The organism is Mycobacterium parascrofulaceum ATCC BAA-614 (assembly GCF_000164135.1).
Lineage (GTDB): Bacteria > Actinomycetota > Actinomycetes > Mycobacteriales > Mycobacteriaceae > Mycobacterium > Mycobacterium parascrofulaceum.
Genome location: NZ_GG770568.1, coordinates 1 through 16435, shown reverse-complemented (window position 1 = coordinate 16435; position 16435 = coordinate 1). Strand labels below are relative to the sequence as shown.

17 protein-coding genes are annotated in these 16435 nt (G+C 65.8%); 8 read left to right on the top strand and 9 right to left on the bottom strand.

Annotated elements, in window-relative coordinates:
• Positions 1–42: 42 nt before the first annotated feature.
• On the bottom strand, positions 43–216 hold the full coding sequence (locus HMPREF0591_RS32805) for a hypothetical protein (RefSeq protein ID WP_007172490.1): 174 nt from the start codon (positions 214–216) through the stop codon (positions 43–45).
• 659 nt (positions 217–875) lie between these two features.
• On the opposite strand from HMPREF0591_RS32805, the gene mobF reads away from it, so the two are divergent.
• Complete coding sequence (gene mobF / locus HMPREF0591_RS29295) at positions 876–3686, top strand: MobF family relaxase (RefSeq protein WP_007172489.1); 2811 nt, start codon at positions 876–878, stop codon at positions 3684–3686.
• A gap of 386 nt (positions 3687–4072) precedes the next feature.
• Positions 4073–5635, top strand: coding sequence for a multicopper oxidase family protein (locus tag HMPREF0591_RS29290; RefSeq protein WP_050790183.1), 1563 nt, complete (start codon positions 4073–4075; stop codon positions 5633–5635).
• A gap of 201 nt (positions 5636–5836) precedes the next feature.
• Here the strand turns inward: HMPREF0591_RS29290 and HMPREF0591_RS29285 are convergent, their stop codons facing one another.
• The 7 genes from HMPREF0591_RS29285 to HMPREF0591_RS29255 all read right to left on the bottom strand — a co-directional run bounded on the left by HMPREF0591_RS29285 (position 5837) and on the right by HMPREF0591_RS29255 (position 13092).
• Positions 5837–6460: a DUF5134 domain-containing protein gene (locus HMPREF0591_RS29285; RefSeq protein ID WP_007172486.1), complete on the bottom strand. Its 624-nt coding sequence runs from the start codon at positions 6458–6460 to the stop codon at positions 5837–5839.
• Positions 6461–6527: 67 nt separating this feature from the next.
• The gene (locus HMPREF0591_RS29280; protein ID WP_142274718.1) at positions 6528–8822 is read right to left on the bottom strand and encodes a copper-translocating P-type ATPase; all 2295 of its coding nucleotides are present in this window, start codon (positions 8820–8822) and stop codon (positions 6528–6530) included.
• Between the two features lie 61 nt (positions 8823–8883).
• Complete coding sequence (locus HMPREF0591_RS29275) at positions 8884–9186, bottom strand: DUF1490 family protein (RefSeq protein ID WP_040624440.1); 303 nt, start codon at positions 9184–9186, stop codon at positions 8884–8886.
• A 735-nt stretch (positions 9187–9921) separates the two neighbouring features.
• Positions 9922–10242, bottom strand: a complete 321-nt coding sequence (locus tag HMPREF0591_RS29270) for a four-helix bundle copper-binding protein (protein ID WP_007172483.1) — start codon at positions 10240–10242, stop codon at positions 9922–9924.
• A gap of 759 nt (positions 10243–11001) precedes the next feature.
• A complete protein-coding gene (locus tag HMPREF0591_RS31715) occupies positions 11002–11574 on the bottom strand; it encodes a recombinase family protein (protein ID WP_040624434.1) in 573 nt (190 codons plus the stop codon).
• A 445-nt stretch (positions 11575–12019) separates the two neighbouring features.
• A complete protein-coding gene (locus HMPREF0591_RS29260) occupies positions 12020–12478 on the bottom strand; it encodes a hypothetical protein (protein WP_142274717.1) in 459 nt (152 codons plus the stop codon).
• Positions 12475–13092, bottom strand: coding sequence for a ParA family protein (locus HMPREF0591_RS29255; protein ID WP_007172479.1), 618 nt, complete (start codon positions 13090–13092; stop codon positions 12475–12477). Before HMPREF0591_RS29255 ends, HMPREF0591_RS29260 begins: the two co-directional genes overlap by 4 nt.
• A gap of 88 nt (positions 13093–13180) precedes the next feature.
• On the opposite strand from HMPREF0591_RS29255, the gene HMPREF0591_RS29250 reads away from it, so the two are divergent.
• The 4 genes from HMPREF0591_RS29250 to HMPREF0591_RS33360 all read left to right on the top strand — a co-directional run bounded on the left by HMPREF0591_RS29250 (position 13181) and on the right by HMPREF0591_RS33360 (position 14750).
• Positions 13181–13441, top strand: a complete 261-nt coding sequence (locus HMPREF0591_RS29250; RefSeq protein ID WP_007172478.1) for a hypothetical protein — start codon at positions 13181–13183, stop codon at positions 13439–13441.
• 3 nt (positions 13442–13444) lie between these two features.
• Entirely contained in the window at positions 13445–13855 is a 411-nt protein-coding gene (locus HMPREF0591_RS29245) for a putative toxin-antitoxin system toxin component, PIN family (protein WP_083179907.1), read from the top strand.
• Between the two features lie 394 nt (positions 13856–14249).
• Positions 14250–14552, top strand: a complete 303-nt coding sequence (locus HMPREF0591_RS29240; RefSeq protein WP_007172476.1) for a ribbon-helix-helix protein, CopG family — start codon at positions 14250–14252, stop codon at positions 14550–14552.
• 39 nt (positions 14553–14591) lie between these two features.
• Positions 14592–14750: a hypothetical protein gene (locus HMPREF0591_RS33360; RefSeq protein ID WP_007172475.1), complete on the top strand. Its 159-nt coding sequence runs from the start codon at positions 14592–14594 to the stop codon at positions 14748–14750.
• A 120-nt stretch (positions 14751–14870) separates the two neighbouring features.
• Here HMPREF0591_RS33360 and HMPREF0591_RS29235 read toward each other — a convergent pair whose 3' ends face one another.
• On the bottom strand, positions 14871–15212 hold the full coding sequence (locus tag HMPREF0591_RS29235; RefSeq protein WP_007172474.1) for a hypothetical protein: 342 nt from the start codon (positions 15210–15212) through the stop codon (positions 14871–14873).
• A 101-nt stretch (positions 15213–15313) separates the two neighbouring features.
• Between HMPREF0591_RS29235 and HMPREF0591_RS29230 the strand changes: the two genes are divergently transcribed.
• Positions 15314–15520, top strand: coding sequence for a hypothetical protein (locus HMPREF0591_RS29230; RefSeq protein ID WP_007172473.1), 207 nt, complete (start codon positions 15314–15316; stop codon positions 15518–15520).
• A gap of 274 nt (positions 15521–15794) precedes the next feature.
• Positions 15795–16435, top strand: a 641-nt coding sequence (locus tag HMPREF0591_RS29225; RefSeq protein ID WP_425270270.1) for a helix-turn-helix domain-containing protein, incomplete at its 3' end; no start/stop codon positions are given.

The following is a 16435-nucleotide window of genomic DNA, read 5'->3' as shown; positions in this document are numbered from 1 at the left end:
TGAAGCGGCCCGCACGCCTCAACCCGGGCCCGGGCCGCGCGGTTAGTGGGGGCCGGCGCTGTCGAAGCTTGGGCCGCCGCGGTGATCCCCGCACACCACGTCCAGGCGCGGCAGCCGCGGCAACGGGGTCCCGTACACCAGCCAGTCGAGTACGCGCTCACTGCCGGGCTGGGCGCGGCGCACCAACAGCTCGGTCAATGCCGTCTCATAGTTCATCGGTTTGCCTCGTTTCGCCGCGGGCGGTCGGCGTTCTTCATCGTCCAACCGGTGATGCCCAACCCGGCTTCGCCGCGACGTGTTTGGGGCGCCCGGTATGCGGCTGCTGTCGGATGCCCACTCGACGTGTTAGCCGGCCTAACCGTGGTCGGGAAATCCGATTGTTAGGTGTGCTTAGCAGTGTCGGGTGTGGGCGGGGTGGGTGATGGCGGTGAGGTAGTCGGCCATGTTGGTTTTGCCGGGCGGCGAAGGCGACCAGGCGGGTGATGTCGTCGGCGCTGGGATGCCAGCCCGACAGCACGTTGGTGGCGATGGCGTTTGCGCACCGCGCGCTGATCGGCCGGCGGCAGGGGGCAGGCCGGCGGAGAGGTCGTCGACGCGCCGCCACAAGCGTCGCCAGCTCCGCATCCTCGTCCACCGTCACCTTTGCTATCCAACCCTTCCGCAGGTTTATCCCACCCGCTTTTCTGCCGAATCTCCCGCCTACCTGGGCTTCCTTCAGCCTCTGCCGCACCCGTGCCCAGCAAACCTTTTGCTCCTACCTGCGTGTCGCTATGGCACATTTGCACAAGGGGTGCAAGGGTGGTTGGTGGCCGCCTGCCAGGCAAATTCTCCCCTGGTTTGGTGGGCGGCCCGAAAACGGTTGAGGCGGTGGGGTTGTGTTGACGATTGCGAAGTTGTCGCGGTGGTCGGTGAATTACTACAACGACACTGCGCGGGCGGCCGGTCAGGCGGCTGCGGATTTGCAGCGGGCGGGTGGTGGGTTGGGTGAGTATTACGGCGAGCATGACACCCGCACCCCGGTGTGGACGTGTGTCGGGGACGCGCGGGCCGCGGCCGAAATGGTGGGGCTGAGCGATGTGGCGCGCGCCGGCGGGGTGGCCGATCCCGACGTGGTGGCGCGCTGGCTCGATGACGGCGCCGCCCCGAGTGGGGAGTGTGGTCGCGGGTTCGGCAAGGGCAGTGTGCATGGGTTTGATTTGACGTTTTGCGCGCCCAAGTCGGTGTCGTTGTTGCGGGCGGTGCGCGGTGATGATGTGGTCGATAAAGCGGTCCTGGACGCGCACACCACCGCGATCACAGAAGCCATGGAGTACCTCGCCGCGCACGCCGGCTACAGCCGAATCCACAACCCGCTCACCGGGGAGAAGGACCTCATCAGGTTGCCGGGGTTGGTGGCGGCGGCCTATCAGCACGAGACCAGCCGGTCCGGGGATCCGCACCTGCACACCCATGTGCTGGTCCCGAATCGTCAGCCCCGCGCCGATGGGCGGCTGGTGTCGCTGGATGGGACGTCGCTGTATCACGAAGCCAAAGCTGCCGGGATCATCTATCAGGCCACCCTGCGCCGCGAGCTGCACCTGTCACTCGGGGTGGAGTGGGCGCCGGTGGATCCGGGTACGGGGATGGCCGAGATCGCCGCCTTTACGCGTGCGAGTGTGCGGGCCTGGTCGCGGCGCTCCACCCAGTTGCGGGAATGGGCCACCAACAATTTGGCCGTCGTCGACCCCACTATCGGGATCAGTGCGGCGCAGTTGGCGGCCGCGCAGAAAGCCACCCGGCCCCGCAAACCCGAATCCCTTTCCTGGGCTGAGCTGCGGGAGCAGTGGCGTGGCGATGGGCGCGGGTTGGTGCTGGATCGCGCCGCACATGAGGCCGCTGCGGTGGCGCGGCGCGCCACCGCGGCCGCGGGTGGGGTGCGGGCGCGCCTAGTTGCGGCCGCGGCCGGGTTGGACAAGGCGGCGTTTACCCGCGCGGATCTGATCGAAGTGGTCGCCGCGCAGATTCCGGTGGATCTGGACGCCCCGCCGCGGATGATCGCCGAGACCGCAGTCGACCAGATCGGAGTAAGGGTTTCCGCGCCGCGGTTAGCGCACCACCGGGAAGGCTCGCAGCGGTTCACGCTATCGGAGTTTTTGGCTGAGGAAGCCGCGCTGCTCGCCCTGGTCGACGCCACCGACCCACGTGCTGCGTTGTGGGTGCGCGACGACACCCACGCCGCCGGGTTGTCGGTGGATCAGGGGCGGGCGGTGCGCGTGATCGCCGAAACCGACCACCTGGTGTGTCCGCTGTCGGCGCCGGCCGGGGCGGGGAAAACCACCTCGATGCGCGCCCTGCGCACCCTGGCCCGCCAGCGCCACGGCGTGAAGGTGATCGTGGTGGCGCCGACCGGGCGGGCGGTGGACGTCGCGGTGCGGGAAGGTGCCGGCGACACCGGCTACACCGTCGCCAAGGCCCTGAAGTCACTGCAGGACGGCAGCCTCACACTCGGGCACTTGGACCTGGTGGTCGTCGACGAGGCCGCCATGATCGGCACCCCCCACCTGCACCGGTTGTTGTCGGCGACGACGGCCGCGCACTGCAAGACCGTGCTCGTCGGCGACGCCCACCAACTCGCCCCGGTCAAGGCCCGCGGCGGCATGTTCGCCCAACTCTGTGCGGATCTGCCCTGGACCCAGCGGCTCTCGGAGGTGTGGCGGATGACCGATCCGGCCGAGCGTTCGGCGTCGCTGGCGTTGCGCGACGGCGGCCCAGCCCCGGTCCGGCGCGCCATCGGCTGGTACCGCAGCCATGGCCGGCTGCACACCGGGGATCAGATCGCGATGGCGTCTGACGCCCTGGACTCCTACCGGGCTGATGTGGCGGCCGGCAAAGACGCCCTGCTGCTCTGCGACACCGTCGAGATGGCGGATGCGCTCAACCGGCGCATCCACGACCACACCATCGGCCCTGATGCTGAAACAGTGACCGCGGGGCGGGGGCATCGCATCGCCGAGGGCGATGTGATCGTGTCGCGGCGTAACGAACCCGGCATCGCGGTGCACGACGCCGCCGACATCAAAATTCCGGCGGATCCGGTGCGTAACGGGCAACGCTGGACCGTGTTCGCCGTCGACCCCACTCATGACCGCATCGCCGCCCGCAGGTTGGATGACGGGGCCCGGGCGGTGTTCAGCGGCGACTACCTGCGTGAGCACGTCACCTATGGCTATGTGGTCACCGTGCACTCGGCCCAAGGCGTCACCGCCGACACCACGCATGCCGTGCTGGCCGAGACGACCAGCCGCAACCTGCTCTACGTGGCGCTGACCCGCGGCCGGGCGGCCAACCACGTCTATCTGCACGACCGCCAGGCCGGCGAAGGCGACCACGAACACCAAGAGACCCCCGGGATTCACACCTTGCGCCGCGGCACCCCCAGCGAGGCCGCCCAGCACGTGCGCGCCATCCTGGCCCACCGCGACGACCAAGCCCGCACCGCCCACGACATCGCCAACCTGACTGACCGCGACCAGCTCCCCGAGCGTGCCCAGGACTTCCTTGACCGGCGTGCCAGCGCGGTGCAGGCCCGCCATACTGCCTACCGGTCACGCCACCACCCCCACCCGAGATACGACCGTCACCGCACCCTGCAACGGATCCGCGACCGCGAGCGCGAACGTGGCCAGGATTACGGGCTCGAGCTGTAAAGCCGCCGTCCGGCGGGCCAAAAAGGCACACAGCAGGCGGCACAGCCGGCCTCGCGGCCTTGGCCACGGTGGACCCTGGCCTGCCTCGCGCGCACTGCGACACCGCTGTCGGTGTTACGGCTGGCGATGGACTGGACCTTATTCTCGGTGCGGGTCAACGCATGGACCAGCTGTCGATGACGAGGTGCTCGCCGGAACCGCTCAACATGGCTTAACCAGCAGTCGGCGACACGGCTTCACTACGCTTTGCACGCGTTGGGGCAGTCCGGCACAGTTAGTGGGCATTCTGCAGCATTCAACCGTCTTCGTGGCGACGGCGGATCTGCCGGTGCCGTTGGCGATACCTCATACGCTGCGTGGGTAACGTAAAGCGTTGGAGGTTGGGGATGTCAGCGGAGTCTGGGTCGGGTGAACGCAATGCTGTGTCGCGCCGCCGTGCGTTGCAGCTCGGCGGTGGGTTGGCGGTTGCCGGTATTGGTGCCGCCTGTAGCAGCACCGGCACCAAGGGTGCTGGCGGCGCAGAGATCGGGCCGACGTCAGCGCAGGTGGCCGGCTACGCGGCGGCGCAGCAGCGTCGATACCCGCAAGGGCGGGTCATCGATCACACGCTGAGCGCGGCTCCCGGCGCCCTCGACATCGGTGGCACGATCAGCCAGGGGTGGACCTATAACGGGCAAATGCCTGGCCCGATCCTGCGCGGTGCCGTAGGGGATCGGCTCAGGGTGCAGGTCCACAACGGTCTGCCGGAGCCGACCACGGTCCATTGGCATGGGTTGGCGGTCCCCAACGACATGGACGGCGTGCCACGAGTGACCCAGCCGCCGATCGACGCAGGTCGCGACTTTCGCTATGAGTTCGTGTTGCCCGAGCCGGGCACCTACTGGTATCACTCGCATGCCAATCTGCAACGCGGCCGGGGCCTGTACGGGGCACTGCTGATCGATGAACCCAACGAGCCCGGTGACTACGATGTCGAGTTCACCGTGCTGCTCGCCGACTGGCTCCTCGACGCCACTCCGCCGCAGGTGTTCTCTGCGCTCAAGCGTGGCGGCCGCCGGAGCGGTGCGCCCTCGGGCGGCCCGTCTCCCGATGAAGGCGCATCACGGACGTGGGAGATACCTGCCATGGGTGCGATGCCCTCGCCGCTACTGGGAAGTGACAGCGGCGATGTGCGTTTTCCGGTGTACCTGCTCAACGGTAGGCAACCGAGCGCGCCGGTCACGCTGACGGCCAAGCCAAGCCAGCGGGCCCGGATCCGGGTGATCAACGCCGCCCAGGACACCGTTTTCCGGGTAGCGCTGGGCGGACACCGCATCACGGTCACCCACAGTGACGGGTGGCCGGTGGTGCCGGTGGACGGGGATGCGGTGCTGATCGGCATGGGCGAACGTTATGACCTGCGCACCACGCTGGCCGACGGCGTCTTCCCCTTGGTGGCCGCCGCCGAAGGCAAGAACGCGCGCGCATTCGGGCTGGTGCGCACCGGTGCCGGTGCTGCACCGGCACCAACCGTGACGCCGCCGCAGCTCTCCGGCCGGGTGCTGACGCTGATCGACCTCATCGCCGCGCCCTCGGTCCGGCTGCCCGCCAAAAAAATTGACACATCGTTGAGCGGCAAGCTGGGCGGCGACATGCAGCGCTACGACTGGACCATCAACGGCCGCTCGTATCCCAAAGATGAGCCCCTTGTAGTGCATCCCGGGCAGCGCGTGCGGTTGACCTTCAGCAACGAAAAGGCCATGTATCACCCGATGCACCTGCACGGACACACTTTTGCCGTCGCACGCCCCGACTGGGCCGGGCCCCGCAAAGACACCGTGATTGTGTTGCCAGGCCAGAACGTGGTGGTCGACTTCGATACTGACAACCCGGGCCAGTGGTTTACCCACTGCCACAACGAATACCACCTGGCTGCCGGCATGGCCACGGTCGTTTCCTACCGCACCTAGGCCGTATTCAAACCTGTATTTCAGCGGGTAGCTAACGACACTTCACCGTCGGGCACGATTCACACGAGCGACCGGACCAGCGTTGCTGCGGAGCCCCCAGATGTGTGTGCGGTAAAGGATAGATTCGCTGGCTTATCACCTGATACCGCGGGGCAACGCAGCGACGTTGGTCGGCGACCTGTTCGGCCTCTGACCACAAGCTCAGATCGCGAATAGCGCAGCGAGGAACAGGACGGCCATGCCGGCTGCGAGTGCCGCCTGAGCGAGATTCCCCATCGACCGACGGTGGGGTATGGCGTGCGCCCGCGCGATGATCAAGTACTTGCCTGTCCAGAAAGCTGCTGCGATCGCGAAAATGACGGCACCGAGCCAGTTCACCACGGAGAACCATGGGGGCGCTCCGCCGTTTGCCGGCCCGTTCATCGCCGCCACATGCATGCCCGACATCGAGACACTCGGCTGAGCGCTTAAGTGGCCGGACAACATGGAGCCGTTCATGTCGGCGTACATCCATGCCGTGGCGAGCATCATCACCACGTGATATGCGTACAACAGGCGCGAGCCAGGCGATCGGGCCACAGTAATTCCGATCGCCGTGAACCACGCAGCCGCCAGCAGGAAAAAGACGGCGGGTCCGGTCGAGGGTGACTGTGTGCTCCACGGCCAGGCCATCACCGCCATCCCGACTGCCATCAGGAAATGCAAACTGTGGCTCACCACCACTGTCCACGGGCGGCGTCCGGTGAGGATCGGGAGAGCACATTCGATGGCGCCCAGCGCGAACAACCCTGTGACGACCCAGCGGAGTAGTAGGTCGTGGATCATCCGGTAGGCGGCCGCTCGGATCCCGGGGAATTATCCGGTTGTGGATCGACTATGCACGGTGTTGCGGTCATGTGTCGCGGCCGAAGCGCCGGAGCCGCAGCGAATTGGTCACCACGCTGACCGAGGACAGGCCCATCGCGGCACCCGCCACGACGGGGTTCAGCAATCCGAGCGCGGCCAGTGGTATGGCGGCGGTGTTGTAGCCGAAGGCCCAGCCGAGGTTTTGGTGGATGGTGCGCAGGGTCTGGCGCGAGAGCTGGATTGATCGCACCACGCCGTCGAGCCGGTCGGACATCAGCGTGATGTCTGAGGCCTCGATGGCCACGTCGGTGCCGGTGCCGATGGCGATGCCCAGATCGGCCTGCACCAGCGCGGGAGCATCGTTGACGCCGTCGCCGATCATGGCGACCAGCTTGCCCTCGTCCTGGAGCCGCCGGATCTCGTTGACCTTGTCTTCGGGCAAAACCTCGGCCAGCACCCGGTCGATGCCGACCTGATTGGCGATGGCGCCCGCTGTGCGGGCGTTGTCACCGGTGATCATGATGACCTGCAGTCCCATCGTGTGCAGTTGGCGGACCACGTCGACGGCGTCGTCTTTGATCGTGTCAGCCACCGCGAGCACGCCTACCACTCGGTCGTCGCGGCCGACGAACACCGCGGTGCGGCCTTGCCCTTCCAGCTCGGCGACCGCAGCCGCGAGATGCTCGGGCAGACGCAGGTCGTTTTCGTCGACGAGCTTGCGTCGCCCGACCAGCACGGTCTGGCCGTCGACTTCGGCGCGCACGCCGTGGCCGGCCACATTGGTGAACGACGCCGCAGCCGGAATCTCAAGGCCGCGCTCGCGCGCACCGGCGACGATGGCCGCGCCGATGGGATGCTCGGAGCCGGATTCGACCGCAGCGGCGATCTGGAGTACCAGATCGCTTTTTTGCCGTTTGTCGGCGATGACATCGGTGAGTTGCATCTGGCCGCGGGTCAGGGTGCCGGTCTTGTCGAACACCACGGTGTCGATCTTTTTCGACGCCTCCAGCACCTCGCCGCCTTTGACCAGAATTCCCATTTCCGCACCACGACCGGTGCCGGCGATGATCGCCGTCGGGGTGGCCAGGCCCAGCGCGCACGGGCAGGCGATGATCAGCACCGAGACCGCCGCGGTCATGCCCGCGATCGGGTTGGCCGCGATCAACGTCCACCCGGCGAACGTCAGAACAGCCACACCAAGGACGGCGGGCACGAACACCGCCGAAACCCGGTCGGCCAGCCGCTGCACCGGGGCTTTACCGCCCTGGGCCTGCTCGACCAGGCGCACGATCTGGGCCAGCGCGGTGTCGGCGCCCACGGCGGTGGCGCGCACGGTCAGCCGCCCGTCGGTGTTGACGGTGGCCCCGGCAACCCGGTCGCCCACTGTTTTCTCCACCGGCATCGATTCGCCGGTCAGCATGGACTCATCGACGGCCGCGCGCCCATCGACGATCTCGCCATCGACGGGGATCTTCTCGCCGGGCCGCACCAACAGCAGGTCTCCGACCTGCACCTGCTCGACCGGCACCAGTATTTCTTGGCCGTCGACGAGCAGGCAGGCTTCCTTGGCGCCCATCTCGAGCAGCTTGCTGATCGCCTCGCGGGTTTTGCCGGTGGCCCGTGCCTCGAAATAGCGGCCCAGCACCACGAAGGCGATGATCAGCGCCGCGGTGTCAAAGAACAGCGGCCCACCGGCGAACAACCCGTACGTCGAATAGCCGAAGGCGGTCAGCGTGCCCAGACTGATGAGCGTGTCCATGCCCGCGGACCCTGCCCGCGCTTGCTGCACGGCCCCCACCAAAAAGGGCCACCCGGCCACGAACTGCACCGGCACCGTCGCCGCGAACGCTAACCACCCCGCCCAGGCGCCGCCGAACAGCATCGGCGCTGCCATCGACAGCAGTCCCAACGGTAGGGCCAGCCACACCCGCCGTAACCATTTGCGCTGCTCGCCCTTGGCGTCGGCGACCGGCGCGCCATGACACGACGGCGCCGGCTGATGACAGCTGCCCCCGCCGGTGGCCTCGGAGGTATCGGTCTCTGTGGACACGCCCAGCAAGCGCAAGAGCCCGCCGGTAATCCTTGCCACCACACCGGTTTCGCCCACACTCGCCGAGTATGGGGCGCGTGTGGGCACCGACTCGGCAGGGATGTGCTGGGCCTCGGCGATCGCCGACAGTGCAGCGGCGGTGTCGCAGTCGTCGGGCAAATACCAGATCACCACCGAGCCCGACCGAGGATAGGCCTGCACGGCGCGCACCCCAGCCACCTGGGCGACCGTCTCCTCGATCGCCACCGCTCGCACCGCGTCCATCTCAAACCCGCTGGCGCGCACCCGCATCCGCCCGCCTCCTTGGGAGACAACCTTGAGCGTGACCCCGACGTCAGCGCTGCCGAGAGTTTTAGTGGCAACCATTGCCGGCCTCATGGGTCGCGGCTGGAGTCGGGTCCACTACCGTCGGCGGTGGCACTCGTTCTCCGAGACGATCCGCCGCCTCGGCGAACACGTCGGCCGTCGCCAACCGCGCTTTCTCGGCGGCTTGTTTGGTCTTGCGCGCGGTCGTGCGCGTGGCCTGCAGACCCACAGCGGTAGCGCCCACCGTCACCTTCCGCCACGGAGCCTTCGCCAACGCCTCATACGCCGCAGCCCCGACCACGCCGGTCACCACGGTGGGCACCGCCTTCGCCAAAAGTCCCTGCCACATCTTGAACACTTCCTTTCAATCATCGACCTTCATTGGATGCAGGTGGTTCACAGTCCGGGTTGCTCTCGCACACGGCGCTGGCAGCCGCCGATTACGTATTGCGGCTTCCCGCCTCACTCCCACTACACATCACGGCCGTGCCGCCGGCGGCACGGCCGTGATGTGTAGTGGCTTTAGGTGTGCGGTGACGGCATTTATTCGAGTCACTTGCTAGTTGATTCAGACCGTGCTGCTCCTGACAACAAGTAGGTTTTGACGACAAACTCGACAATTTGGTCGGCGCCGTCGTCGAATCGCCTGTCAGTCGTTCGATTTTGCGCAAGCGTTTGGTGTAGCTGTCTTTGTGCGCGACATATCCATATGGACCGGGTAACTGTCCAGAGTCGCTGGTTGTCATGTTGTCGACCTCAGGCTTGCCGGGCCAGCCTTGGATAACCGCGGCCACCGAGTGCTCAAGCAATCGGCCACCCGGATGCGGACGCGCGGGTCGGTCGAGGTCACGAGGCCAGTGTACCTACCCCTAGGGGGTATACAAGGTCGGGCGGTGACACCAGCCTTCCCCTCCAACATCGGCCGTCACTACGAGCGATGTCTCTCCCGCAGAATGAGGGCGGGTTATTCGACGGTCAGGTGTTCGCTGTCCAAAAACATCAGGCCGCCGGCGTCCAGCGCGACTGCCCACCGTCGCGCCGGATCCGAGATGTGAGCCGGTAAGGCCGGGTCAGTGAAGGAGGATCAGGCCATCGCCCGGCACTCCTGAGCGCAGCTGCGGCAGGCCGCCGCGCACGTGCGGCAGTAATCGTTGTCGTGCTTGTCGCACTCGGCCGCACACGCATCACAAATCTCGGCGCACAGCTGGCATAACCGAGACGCCCACTTCGACCCGCGGGACACCAGCGTCACACACGCCCCGCAAATCGCTGCGCAGTCGAGACATAACCGGGCGCAGTCGGCCATCTTCGTGTCATTGACGCAGCAGTTGTAGGCGCACGCCTCACACGCCTCCTGACACTCCGCACACGCGTCCAAACAGGCCTTGTTCGTCGCTACCGCCATGACAGAACCTTCCTCTACTTGTTGTGAGACAACAAAATTCGGCACAATCCACCGCTAGGTAGCGGTGCACGGCTTCGAGAGAACCCGCTTCAAGTGCCATCGACTACGTTAGACCGTAAGCCGCCCGGTGAACATCTGTCCACAGTGTGGACTAATGTTGTTGACATACACCGTTGGCGTTTCGCAGGTCCAAGCGGGTAAAACCAAAAGGAGTTGCACCATGAACCTCAAGAAAGTCGCGGCCCAAGCCGCAATCGCTAGCGCGCTTGGCTTTTCCGCCATCGGCCTAGCCGCGGTCGCGAACGCCGCCCCGGCCCCACAGGATGTGCCGGGCGCGGTCCACTACGCACCGGTTGACGGGTATGGCCCTGGTTGGTGCCCCGGTTGGGGGCACGGCGATGGCCGTTGGTGCCCCGGTTGGGGGAACGGCGGGGGGCACGGCGGGGGGCACGGCGGTGGCCCCGGTTGGGGCAACGGCGGTGGCCACGGCGGTGGCCACGGTCGGTAGGGGTTGCTGCAACTGATTAAAGACGGCGGCCTTGCCGAATAGATCGGCAAGGCCGTAGAACTCGACGTCGCGGCCCGATAACCATCAAGGCTTCAGCGCACGCCCCATCTGCACTATGGTCAACAGTGTTGATATTCACCGTTGAGCAACGGTTCCCTTGACAACTGTTCCCATTACTAGAGAAAAGAGACACCCCACGTCCGACTACTCCCCACTCCAAAGCCCCAGGTCGCGAAGTCTCATATCTTGCCTCACTCGGCGCGACTGGAATCTCGCTGTCGATTGAGTGCCCGGTAGACGGTGGACCGTCCGACAAGCAAAGTGCTTGCGATTTCTGGCACCGGTACACCGGCGGCGGCCATTTCCCGTGCATGAGCAAGTCGCTGGCCGCTCAGAGCCATCGGCCGGCCGCCGACTCGTCCTCGTGCTCGTGCGGCGTTGAGCCCGGCCATGGTGCGTTCGTGATTGATGCCGCGCTCGAATTCGGCAAGCGCTCCGAACACGTGCAGCACCAGCCGCCCGGTAGCGCTGTTGGTGTCGATCTCTTCGGCTAACGAGCGCAGGCCCACATTGTGGGCGCTGAGCTCCTCGACCAGATCGAGGAGGTGTGGCAGCGATCGGCCGAGCCGGTCAAGACGAGTGGTGACCACAGTGTCGCCTTCAGTGGCTACCGCAATGAGATCGTCGAGTCCTGGACGGCGCGCCAGGGTTCCCGAGGCCACGTCGGTCCACACCCGCTCGCAGCCGGCCGCGTGCAGTGCGTCGAGTTGGCCGGCGACGCTTTGGTCGCTCGTTGACACCCGTGCATATCCCAGCAACACCACGCATCAGGTGTACCACCCGGCACCGACGGGTTCTGAGAGCCGTTTTCGGGACAAGAAAAGCGCAGGTCGGAATGTGGACGACCCGATGTCCCGAAAACCTTCGTTATCGGGACGGTCGGAATCTCCTATGTCAGGACGTCGCGCTATACATCTGACCAGGCATATAGTCAGTGATGCCTACGGCAATAGCCTTCAGGAAGTGAGCCCGAGACCCGGCCGGACGACCGTGGCGCTCGGGCTTCGCGCTTTGTAGGCAACGATTCACGCGCGCCGGACCTCAACGGTGGACCTGACGCTGGCACGCCACAGATTGCCTTTTTGCCGGGCGGTGACGGCGCCAAGACCGCAACCCTCCGGTTAACGGCTGACGAGCATTACCTCAGATTGCTGATAGCCACACATACGCACGTCAATATAGATGCACATATGTACTTCCATATTCGCATTACGCGAGGTCCTGGTGTGCCCAGAGGATCGCCGTCACCACTAGGGCTTGCACGCTGGTGTCCTCGTCGGCCGCCAATCTTTTCAGTGTCCGGTGTATGCCGCGGGGCAGGTCAAGCGTCGTTCGTGCCCCGCTACTCGCACGTCGATGCTCCATCGAGGCCGCCGCTAGCCCTGCTGCGTCCTGCAGCGCTGCGCTGATAGCGGCTCGAATCAGTTCCGTCATGGTGGTGTCTGAGTCCAGGGCGCGGCGTTTGAGCCCCGTCCGTAGGGCCGGGGCCAGATGCAGCGTGGTGCGCATCGCCTCGTGCGGCCCAGCCGTTCGCCCCGCCGGTTGATCGAAGCGCTCCTCGGTGGCGCTTTGAAACGTGCTCGCCGCCCTGGCCGCTGCTGCGGCTCCGGTCGGCCGGCGAATCACCGATGCGCGCACAGTATCTGCCGTCGAGGGCTTCGCTGTCATACCGTTATCTCCTTTTCAAGCCCTACCGATGCCAGCAGCTCGTCGAAAACGTCGCTGTAATCGCCTAAATACCGCGGAATCCCGCGACCGAACGACCGCTCGATCGCGGTCAGGTTCCGCACGATGTTGCGCAGCACCGGCGCGTTCGCCTCAATCAAGCCGCGCGGCATCTCCACCGCCTCCACTTTCCGCATGTCGACGAGGGTCAGCAGGACCGTCGTCGACCGGTGCGCGGTGATATCGAGCGTCGGCCATACCCGGTCAATATCCGCCGCGCGCGGCCCGGTCGGAATGATCACCAGGTCGGCGGCGTCGATCGCCGCGTCGATTGCGGCGGCCGTCCCCGGCGGTGTGTCCACCAGGATCAACTCACCTGGCTGGCTAGGCAGCTCCCGCAACCCTGCTGCGGTCGCCGGGACCACATCGAACGGCAGTGGTGTGCCCAGATGCGCCGCCCGATCCGCCCACGACGATGCCGACCCCTGCGGGTCGGCATCCACCACCCGCGTGGGCATACCCCGACGCACCGCAGCCGCGGCCAAGAACATGCAGGTCGTCGTTTTAGCGACGCCGCCCTTTGTGTGCACAAGTGACCAAATCACGATCCAAACCATACATCCATATACGCATCTAGATGCGTAGGTGCGCCCTAAGGGGGTGGGATGGTGTTGCTCAATCAGTTTTTCTGTCAAAATGGCATCTATGACGCGAAAGAAGACGACCGTCTACATCGACGAGGCTCTGTTGCGTGCAGCGAAGGTAGCCGCTGCACGGTCAGGCAAGCGCGAATACGAGGTCTTCGAGGACGCGTTGAAGCGGCATCTGGGATTCGCCGGAACCGTCGAGCGGATCTGGGCCGGCATCAGCCCCGAGGACGCGCCAGGCGAGGAGGACGCTGCACGGCTCGCCACCGAAGAGCTAGCTGCGGTACGGGCAGAGCGTTCGCCGCGCAGGGCGGGCTGAGCCCTGGACGAACCACTGCGAGTTGTCATCGACCCCAACGTGTGGGTATCGGCGGTGATCAACCCGTACGGCACTCCCGCTCGAGTTGTGGAGGCCGTAGCAGACGACGCGATCACCGCAGTTGTGAGCCAGCACCTGCTCGATGAACTCGCCGCCGTCCTGATCCGGCCCAAGTTCCGGCGCTGGATCAGCGTCGCCGACGCGATCGCTTTCGTCGAAAGTCTTGGTGGCCATGCCGATCTGCGCGACGACCCGGGCCCACCCATGGCAAGAGTGCGGGATCCCGACGACGACTACCTGGTCGCACTCGCCGAAGCAGCCGATGCAGTGATCGTCACCGGTGACGACGATCTACTGACTGCCCAAATCGAACCGGTGGCGATCACGCCCGCCCAGCTCCTCGCGCGCCTCTGACACCGTCCATATGCGCGTCCATAAGTGCGTGCATATGTCTACACATATCCGCATTACGCCAGATCAACATCCCTATGACGCCTTCCTGATGCACCATGAGCCCTTTCTCGCCTGTGATTGTGGTGAACGTGGTGGTGGTGGCTGTCAAGGCCACACCGCTACCGCGGTCGACCATGGTCGAGCCATTGACAGCAACCACCACCACGCACAGAAGCGGCCTCTACGAGGAAGGGCAGGAGATGAAAGGCCGCAGTAGCCACCCAACCGCCGGCTGGGTCTTGAGTAAGAAAGCACATGATGTCATACATATGCCATACACTGGGGGGGTGGTGGCTGGTTTGATCTGGCCACCCGAGGCGGTAACTCAGCGCATATACCGTGAAAGGGCCGATCAGTGAGCACCGAACTCAACGACCTACTCAACGAGGCCCGCGAGCTGGAAGACGTCGACAGTTCCGAATACGTCGCCGCGCCGGCCACTCATCCCAACCGCGATAAAGCCGCAATTCTCACCGTCCGGCTCACCGATGACGAAATGGCGCGGCTACGCGCGACCGCCAAAGAACGCGGCCTACCCGTCTCCGCAGTAGTACGCACAGCCATCACCCACGAGCTATCACCACAGCACGACGACGGCACACGCGCGCTCATCACCGCGCTACACGACCACAACCTCACCATCGTCAAAACCCAATAGGAGCTCAAAATGTCGCAACCCCGTCCTACCGTGGGGCTTATGACTCCAGCCGAGCATTGGCAAGCGTGGCTAGACCGCTACGGCGACGATTATGCGACCGATGAGGAGCGCCGCGCCGCCTACCGCGACTTCAAAGCCAACCTGGCATCGCTTACTCAAGCGTTCTCAGCTGGCGACGACGATCACCGCAATCCGTAACGCGGCGCAACTCCTCGCCGCTGACCGTGCTTCCGACTTCGGGTGCCACGTCGGCGGGCGGCAAGCGCGGCGCGAATGTGGCCTCTGTTCATCGGCTTCGGCCTGATAGACGTTCAGCGTCTAGTCATCGGCGCCGGCGTAGGCCCCGGGCTGGGTGTACAGCTCGGCGACCGGTACGTCGGGTAGCACGTCGCACAACACCATCACCAACGCAGAGGTTCGCGCTTGCTGGACCAGCTCGACCTGAGTCTCGTAATCGGGCAGCCGCCAGTTCTGCCGGCCCCATTCGGTGACCGCCCGTTCAGCCCAATCGTCAGCCAGCTCAGCCACGCGCGCCGCAACCTGCTCGGCGGCGTCGTCGATGAACTCCTGACGCTCAGCGTCGTCCCAGCCCGCCGGCAGCCGCAAATGCCGAGCCAGCACCTGGGCCACGAACGCCCGCGGCATTAGGTCCTCGTCCACACCGCAATTATCGGCTGATTTCCGCTGCCCGATCACGAAAACATCACGGGCATGCGGCGTGTCGTTAACAGCTAACCGATTTTCCCGGGCAAGGTTGCAGCATGGCTCAAACGCGCTGCACGCACAAAGGTGACCGCGCCCAAATCGCAACACGGGCCGACCGCATCGTCTACGACTTCATCAAACGCGAGTCCGCCAAACGCGGAATCCCCATGGGCCAGTACGTCGCCGACGTCCTCGCCATCCATGCAGGCCACCCCGAGCTCGTTCGTGAACTCGATAAGGAGGTTATGCCGCTGGCGATGTAAGGCCTTAGCGGGCAACACATCTCAATAGCCGCGCGGAAGTAGCCGCCCCAGAACAGACGAAAACCCCCGGCTAGGCCGAGGGTTCGTCGTGAGCCGAGTTAGCCGCTCGGCTCGGTGGTGCTTTCGCACCATCCCCGAAGGGATTTGCTTGATAGGCAGATCTCACGGTAGCGCATACCTGTCTGCAGTTCCAGATGGCGCGCGCCGTGACATTTCTGAAATTGCTTGCCCGCCGTATCGCGGGTGTTCCTCGTTGCGGCCGCGTCGTGGTGTGGTGTGTACGCGGCCGTGGGCGGCGCGGTTGTCGGCCGCCGCCCACGAGCGGCGCCGGCGATCGGATGCGGCGGTTGTTGCGGCGATCGTGCTCGAGCTCGGTGAGGCCCCCTACGCGGGGGTGCCGTGTTGGAGCGGGCGAGCGCAGCGGTGGGCCACGTTCACGGTTGCGGTGGCTTATGACTGCCGCTATGACACCGCGGTGCGCCCGTTGATGCCGGGCAACCCGATCAGCCGCCGCGCGCTGCTGGCGGTCGCTGCGGCCCGGGCGGGCTATGCCGATTACGGCACCGGGCGGAACTGCCGGCCCTCGAATGAGCGGCTGGCCGCCGACACCGGCTACAGCGTGCGCACCGTGCAGCGCGCCGATACGGTGCTGCGGCTGTTGGGGGTGGCCTCCGAGGTGCTGCGCGGTCGCCAGCGCACCCGCATGGAGCGGCTGGCCTCTTGGCGGGTAGGCGACCGGGGGCGCGGCTGGGCCAGTGTGTGGGCGCTGCACGACAACCGGCAGCTCACCGGCTTGGTGTCTCGGCTGTCACCCCACCCGCGTAGCGGTCCCGTTAGGGATAAAAACTCACCTAACCAGGTGGTTACTACCGGCACCGGTGGCCCTACGGGCCGCCGGCAGGGCGGCGCGACGCG